General features: G+C 76.2%; 5 protein-coding genes. 3 read left to right on the plus strand and 2 right to left on the minus strand.

Annotated features, from left to right (window positions below; all coding sequences use genetic code 11):
- Positions 1 to 67: 67 nt before the first annotated feature.
- A complete protein-coding gene (locus RKE29_RS26780; RefSeq protein ID WP_312008241.1) occupies positions 68 to 796 on the minus strand; it encodes a gamma-glutamyl-gamma-aminobutyrate hydrolase family protein in 729 nt (242 codons plus the stop codon).
- A 317-nt stretch (positions 797 to 1,113) separates the two neighbouring features.
- On the opposite strand from RKE29_RS26780, the gene RKE29_RS26785 reads away from it, so the two are divergent.
- Genes RKE29_RS26785 through RKE29_RS26795 form a run of 3 tightly spaced genes read left to right on the plus strand, consistent with a single transcriptional unit; the run spans position 1,114 to position 4,665 of the window.
- Positions 1,114 to 2,481, plus strand: coding sequence for a glutamine synthetase family protein (locus RKE29_RS26785; protein WP_312008242.1), 1,368 nt, complete (start codon positions 1,114 to 1,116; stop codon positions 2,479 to 2,481).
- A gap of 12 nt (positions 2,482 to 2,493) precedes the next feature.
- Positions 2,494 to 3,882 (plus strand): aldehyde dehydrogenase family protein, encoded by a 1,389-nt coding sequence (locus tag RKE29_RS26790; RefSeq protein WP_312008243.1) that lies wholly within the window; start codon positions 2,494 to 2,496, stop codon positions 3,880 to 3,882.
- Positions 3,883 to 4,665, plus strand: a complete 783-nt coding sequence (locus RKE29_RS26795) for a 3-oxoacyl-ACP reductase (RefSeq protein ID WP_312008244.1) — start codon at positions 3,883 to 3,885, stop codon at positions 4,663 to 4,665.
- A gap of 84 nt (positions 4,666 to 4,749) precedes the next feature.
- Here RKE29_RS26795 and RKE29_RS26800 read toward each other — a convergent pair whose 3' ends face one another.
- A complete protein-coding gene (locus RKE29_RS26800; protein ID WP_312008245.1) occupies positions 4,750 to 5,946 on the minus strand; it encodes an amino acid deaminase/aldolase in 1,197 nt (398 codons plus the stop codon).
- Positions 5,947 to 6,607 lie beyond the last annotated feature (661 nt).

Here is a 6,607-nt window from a genome sequence, read left to right on the forward strand (position 1 = left end):
CCTCGGACCCGGGGCCCGGCCAGGCTCCGGGCCGGTGGCCGGGCCCGCGCCCGGGACCCCGGGCGCCCTACCCGCCCGCCGCCGCCACCAGCGCCCGCATCACCCGCGTGTCGCCCGTGTCGTCCATCTCCGGATGCCACTGCACGCCCAGGACGAACGACGCCGCCCCCGGCAGCTCCACCGCCTCCACCGTCCCGTCCGCCGCGTGCGCCGAGGCGACCAGGCCCGCGCCGAGCCGGTCCACCGCCTGGTGGTGGCGGGTGGGCACGGTGCACGGCTCCGGCACCGCCGCCGCCAGCAGCGTCCCGGGCACCGGCCGCACCTCGTGCCGGCCGAAGGCCCCCGGTGGGCCGACGTGCCCCTCGTGGCCGACCACGTCCGGCAGGTGCTGCACGAGCGTGCCGCCCCGCGCCACGTTCAGCAGCTGCATGCCGCGGCATATCCCCAGCAGCGGCACGCCGCCCGCCAGCGCCGCGTCGATCAGCGCCAGCTCCCACGCGTCGCGCTCCCGCGCGGGCGGGCCGGTGCGCGGGTGCGGGCCGGCCCCGTACCGTACGGGCTCCACGTCCGGCCCGCCCGCCACGACCAGGCCGTCCAGCCGCGCGACCACCTCGGCGGCCGTCCGGGGCTCCTGCGGCGGCAGCAGGGCGGCCAGGCCCCCGGCATCGGCCACGAGCCGGTGGTAGCCGGCGGGCAGCAGGGCCGCGGGCAGGTCCCACGCGTCCCAGCGGACCGAGGATTCGAGGTAGGTGGACACGCCGATGAGGGGCGTACGGCGCTCGGCTGCGGCGGCCATGGGCTGCTCCTGGGCGTCGGGGCGGCTGGATGTCTGGATGCCGGTCGTCTGGATGCCGGTCGTCGGGATGCCGGTCGTCGGGATGCCGGTCGTCTGGGCGTCGGTCGTCTGGGCGTCGGATGTCCTGAGGGGTGCCGGGATGTCGCGCGTGCGGAGCCGCCATGGGCGCCCGGCCCGGGGCCCGGCCGGCGGCCCGCACCGTACGGGCCCACCGCGCCCGTACGCGCCCGGCGGAAGGAACGCCCCCCGTCGTCGCGGGACGGCGGGATCGCCTACCTTATGATCTCCGGCCGACCCCCGACAGGAGGCACCTCCCCGTGGCAGACCGCCCGCCCCCGCTCTCCGTCGCCGACCTGCGCGCCCTGGTCGAGGCCGGGGAGATCGACACCGTCGTCCTCGCCTTCACCGACATGCAGGGCAGGCTCCAGGGCAAGCGGTTCGCCGCCCGCTTCTTCCTGTCCGAGGTCCTTCAGCACGGCACCGAGGGCTGCAACTACCTCCTCGCCGTCGACGCCGACATGACCCCCGTCGACGGATACGCCATGGCCTCCTGGGAGCGCGGCTACGGCGACTTCGCGCTGCACGGCGACCCCGGCACCCTGCGCCGCGTGCCCTGGCACCCCGGCACCGCCCTCATCACCGCCGACCTGGCCTGGCACGACGGCTCGCCGGTCGCCGCCTCGCCGCGCCAGATCCTGCGCCGCCAGCTGGACCGGCTCGCCGAGCGCGGCTGGCGCGCGTACGTGGGCACCGAGCTGGAGTTCATGGTCTTCAAGGACACCTACGAGCAGGCGTGGGACGCCGGGTACCGGGGCCTGACCCCGGCCAACCAGTACAACGTCGACTACTCCATCCTCGGCACCGGCCGCGTCGAGCCGCTGCTGCGCCGCCTACGCAACGAGATGGGCGCGGCCGGCATGGCCGTGGAGTCCGCCAAGGGCGAGTGCAACCTCGGCCAGCACGAGATCGCCTTCCGGTACGCGGACGCGCTCACCACCTGCGACCAGCACGCCGTCTACAAGACCGGCGCGAAGGAGATCGCCGCGCAGGAGGGCGTGGCGCTCACCTTCATGGCCAAGTACGACGAGCGGGAGGGCAACTCCTGCCACGTCCACCTCTCGCTGCGCGACGCGGACGGCCGGCCCGTGCTCGCCGACGACTCCGGCCCGTACGGCATGTCGGCCACCATGCGGCACTTCCTGGCCGGGCAGCTCGCCTGCCTGCGCGAGTTCACCCTGCTGTACGCGCCGAACATCAACTCCTACAAGCGCTTCCGCAGCGGCTCCTTCGCGCCGACGGCCGTCGCCTGGGGCCCGGACAACCGCACCTGCGCGCTGCGGGTCGTCGGCCGCGGCCCCTCCCACCGCCTGGAGAACCGGCTGCCCGGCGGCGACGTGAACCCCTACCTGGCCGTCGCGGGCATGATCGCGGCCGGGCTGCACGGGATCGACGCGGAGCTGGCGCCGCCCGCCGCCTGCACCGGCAACGCCTACGCGAGCGACTTGCCGCGCGTGCCGGCCACGCTGCGGGACGCCGCCGAGCTGTGGGAGGCCGGCCCGGTGGCCCGGGCCGCGTTCGGCGACGAGGTGGTCGAGCACTACCTCACCATGGCGCGCGCCGAGCAGGAGGCGTACGACACCGCCGTCACGGACTGGGAGCGATACCGCTCCTTCGAGCGGATGTGAGGAGCCGCGACCGTGCCCGACCTTTCCCCCGCCCCCGACACCCTGACGGTGCTGAACCCGGCGACCGAGGAGGTCGTCGCCACCGTCCCGGCCGCCTCCGCGGCCGACGCGGACGCCGCCGTCGTACGCGCCGAGCGGGCCCAGCGCGGCTGGGCCCGCCTGGCGGCGGCCGACCGGGCGCGGCTGCTGCGCCGGTTCGCCGCCGCCGTCGACGCGCACCGGGAGGAACTGGCCCGTCTTGAGGTCCGCGAGGCCGGCCACCCGGTGGCCGACGCCCGCTGGGAGGCGGGCAACGTGCGCGACCTGCTGGAGTACGCGGCCGGGGGAGCGGAGCGGCTGAGCGGCCGGCAGATCCCCGTGCCCGGCGGCCTCGACGTCACCTTCCACGAGCCGCTGGGCGTCGTCGCCGTCATCGCGCCGTGGAACTTCCCCATGCCCATCGCCGCCTGGGGCACCGCGCCCGCGCTGGCCGCGGGCAACGCCGTGGTCCTCAAGCCCGCCGAGACCACCCCGCTGACCGCGCTGCGCCTGGCCGGGCTGGCGCTGGACGCCGGGCTGCCCGAGGGGGTCTTCCAGGTGCTGCCGGGCCACGGCCCGGTGGCCGGCCGGGCGCTGGTGGACCACCCGCGCGTGGCCAAGGTGGTCTTCACCGGCTCCACGGCGACCGGCAAGGAGATCATGGCCCGGTGCGCGGCGGGCGTGAAGCGCGTGACGCTGGAGCTGGGCGGCAAGAGCCCGAACATCGTCTTCGCCGACGCCGACGTCGAGCGGGCCGCGCGCGCCGCGCCCGCCTCCTTCCTGGACAACGCCGGCCAGGACTGCTGCGCGCGCAGCCGCATCCTGGTGCAGCGCTCCGTCTACGACCGGTTCATGGAGCTGCTGGAGCCGGCCGTGACGTCCTGGGCGGTCGGCGACCCGTCCGACCCCGCCACCCGGATGGGCCCGCTGATCTCCGCCGCCCAGCGCGAGCGCGTACGGTCCTACGTGCCCGAGGACGCGCCCGCGGCCATCCGCGGGTCCGCGCCCGCGGGCCGGGGCTACTGGTACCCGCCGACCGTGGTGGAGGCCGCCGGGCCCGGCGACCGGGTCGCGGCCGAGGAGATCTTCGGCCCGGTGGCCGCCGTGCTGCCCTTCGAGGACGAGGCCGACGCCGTGCGGCTGGCCAACGCCACCGACTACGGCCTGTCCGGCTCGGTGTGGACCCGCGACGTCGGCCGCGCGCTGCGCGTCACGCGCGCGGTCGCCGCGGGCAACCTGTCGGTCAACTCGCACAGCAGCGTGCGCTACTGGACCCCCTTCGGCGGCTACAAGCAGTCCGGCCTCGGCCGGGAGCTGGGCCCGGACGCGCTGGCCGCCTTCACCGAGACCAAGAACGTGTTCATCAGCACCGAGGAGACCTGAGTGACCGAGAGCCCCGTCTGCCGCCGCCTGGTGGGCCGCACCGCCGTCGTCACCGGCGCGGGCAGCGGCATCGGCCTGGCCACCGTCCGGCGCCTGGCGTCCGAGGGAGCGCACGTGGTGTGCGCGGACATCGACCCGGCCACCGGCGAGGCCGCCGCGGCAGAGGCCGGCGGGCTGTTCGTCCGCACCGACGTGACCGACCCCGGGCAGGTCGAGGCGCTGTTCCAGGCCGCGTACGACACCTACGGCTCGGTGGACGTGGCGTTCAACAACGCCGGGATCTCGCCGCCGGAGGACGACTCCATCCTCACCACCGGCCTGGCGGCCTGGCAGCGGGTGCAGGAGGTCAACCTCACGTCGGTGTACCTGTGCTGCAAGGCCGCGATCCCCTACATGCGCCGCCAGCGGCGCGGGTCGGTCATCAACACGGCGTCCTTCGTGGCCGTCATGGGCGCCGCCACCTCGCAGATCAGCTACACGGCGTCCAAGGGCGGCGTGCTGGCCATGTCGCGCGAGCTGGGCGTGCAGTTCGCGCGGGAGGGCATCCGGGTCAACGCGCTGTGCCCGGGGCCGGTCAACACCCCGCTGCTGAAGGAGCTGTTCGCCAAGGACCCGGAGCGCGCGGCGCGCCGCCTGGTGCACGTGCCGGTGGGCCGCTTCGCCGAGCCGGAGGAGATCGCCGCGGCCGTCGCGTTCCTCGCCAGCGACGACTCCTCGTTCGTCAACGCCTCGGAGTTCCTGGTCGACGGCGGCATCGCGGGGGCGTACGTCACGCCCCTGTGAGCCGCGGCGGCCGACGGGCCGGGGCTCGCGGCCGGGCGCGTCCGGGGCCGGGGCGTACGGGTCCGTACCGTACGGGCCCGCGGGTCACAGGAACGTACGGCCCTCGCCCCGGTACGTCGGCACGGTGGCCGTCAGCCACTCACCGTCGATGAGGTGCAGCGCGTCGAAGCGCTCGCACAGCTCGCCCGCCTTGGCGTGCCGGAACCACACCTTGTCGCCGATCGCCAGGCCGTCGGCCGCCGCCCCGAGCAGCGGCGTCTGCACCTCGCCCGGGCCCTCGGCCGGGTCGTAGCGCAGCCCCTCGGGCAGGTACGGCGCGGGCAGCCGGTCCGCGCCCGCGGGCCCCGAGGCGGGGTAGCCGCCGCCGAGCACCGTCACCACGCCCGCGCCGGGCCTGCGCACCACCGGCTGGGCGTACAGCGCGGCGGGGCGGCCGCGGAAGGAGCTGTAGGAGTCGAACAGGCGGGGCTGGTAGAGCCCCGAACCGGCGGCGATCTCCGTCACCGCCGCCTCGGCCGCGGTGTACTGCACGCTGCCCGTGCCGCCGCCGTTGACGAACTCCAGGTCGGCCACCTCCCGCACGGCCCGCACCACCTCGGCCCGGCGCGCGGCCACGTCCCGGCGCGCGGCGTCCTGCATCAGCCGGACCGCGCGGGAGCGCAGCGGGTGCCCGGCCACCGCGTCGCCCACGCCCGCCACGTGCGCCTCGTAGGCCATCAGCCCGACCAGCCGGAAGCCGGGGCGGCGCGCGACGGCCCGCGCCAGGTCCACCACCTGCTCCGGGTCGCTCAGCGGCGAGCGCAGCGCGCCGAAGCGCACCCGGCCGCCCAGCAGCCGCAGCGAGGTGTCCCACTCCAGGCAGACCCGTATCTCCTGACAGCCGCCGCGCACGCTGTCGAGCAGGTCGAGCTGTCCGATGTCGTCCACCGTCACGGTGACGGCCGCCGCGAACTTCGGGTCGCTGCTCAGCGCCGCGAGCCCGTCGCGGTCGGCCGACGGGTAGGCGAGCAGGATGTCCTCGAATCCCGTACGGGCCAGCCACAGCGACTCGCCGAGAGTGAAGCTCATGATCCCCGAGAAGCCGTCCATCTCCAGCACCCGCTCCAGCAGCGCTCGGCAGCGGACGGACTTGCTCGCCACCCGGATCGGCTTGCCGCGCGCCCTGCGCACCAGGTCCCGGGCGTTGGCGTCGAAGGCGTCGAGGTCGACGATCGCCAAGGGCGCTTCGAGGTGGGCGGTGGCACGATCGAAACGGGCCCGGTCGGCGAGGTGAACGGACATGGACGGCAGCTTGCCAGACGTCGTTACCGGTGGGTAGAGGGCGTCGGTGCGCTCGGTGCCCCCGGCACCGTAGAGTGTCGCGCACACCGCTGCCGGGAGGTCAGCGGCGTGATGTCCGCATGCGGGCCGGCCTGCCCCGATAGGCGTCGGGGCGGCGCGACGGGCCGCGCGGCGTGAGTCAGGTCTCGAAGGGTGCGGGAGGGTGCAGGTGAGCACCGGCGCGGAACAGGCACGCACTCCCCGCCGCACGCCGCCCCGCCCCGCCCAGCCCCCGCGCGTGCCCACGCCGCCCGGCGGGCGGGCGGCGGACTCCGCGGAGGCGGCGCCGGACCGGGAGGGGGCGGACGGCGCGCGCTCGGCGGAGGGGCCGGAGAGGGCCGACGCGCCGTCAGAAGCGCGGGTCTCAGGGTCTTCTGACGCTCCGTCCGCTTCCGCCGGGCTGAAAAGTGACACCCCGCCAGGCTGCGAGTTCTCCTCGGGACCTGACGGCTCGTCGGCCGCCGGCGGCCCAGTCCCCCGCACCCCGTCGGCTTCCGGCACCGCACCGGCACCCGGCGGGCGGCCCGGGCCCGAGGGCCGCCCGCCGGGCGACGGACGGACAGCGCCCCACGGGCAGCGGCCGTCCGGGGCGCCGCCGTCCGGGCCGCGCGCGTCCGGCGGG

This window comes from Streptomyces sp. B1866 (genome assembly GCF_031932565.1).
Classification (GTDB): Bacteria; Actinomycetota; Actinomycetes; order Streptomycetales; family Streptomycetaceae; genus Streptomyces.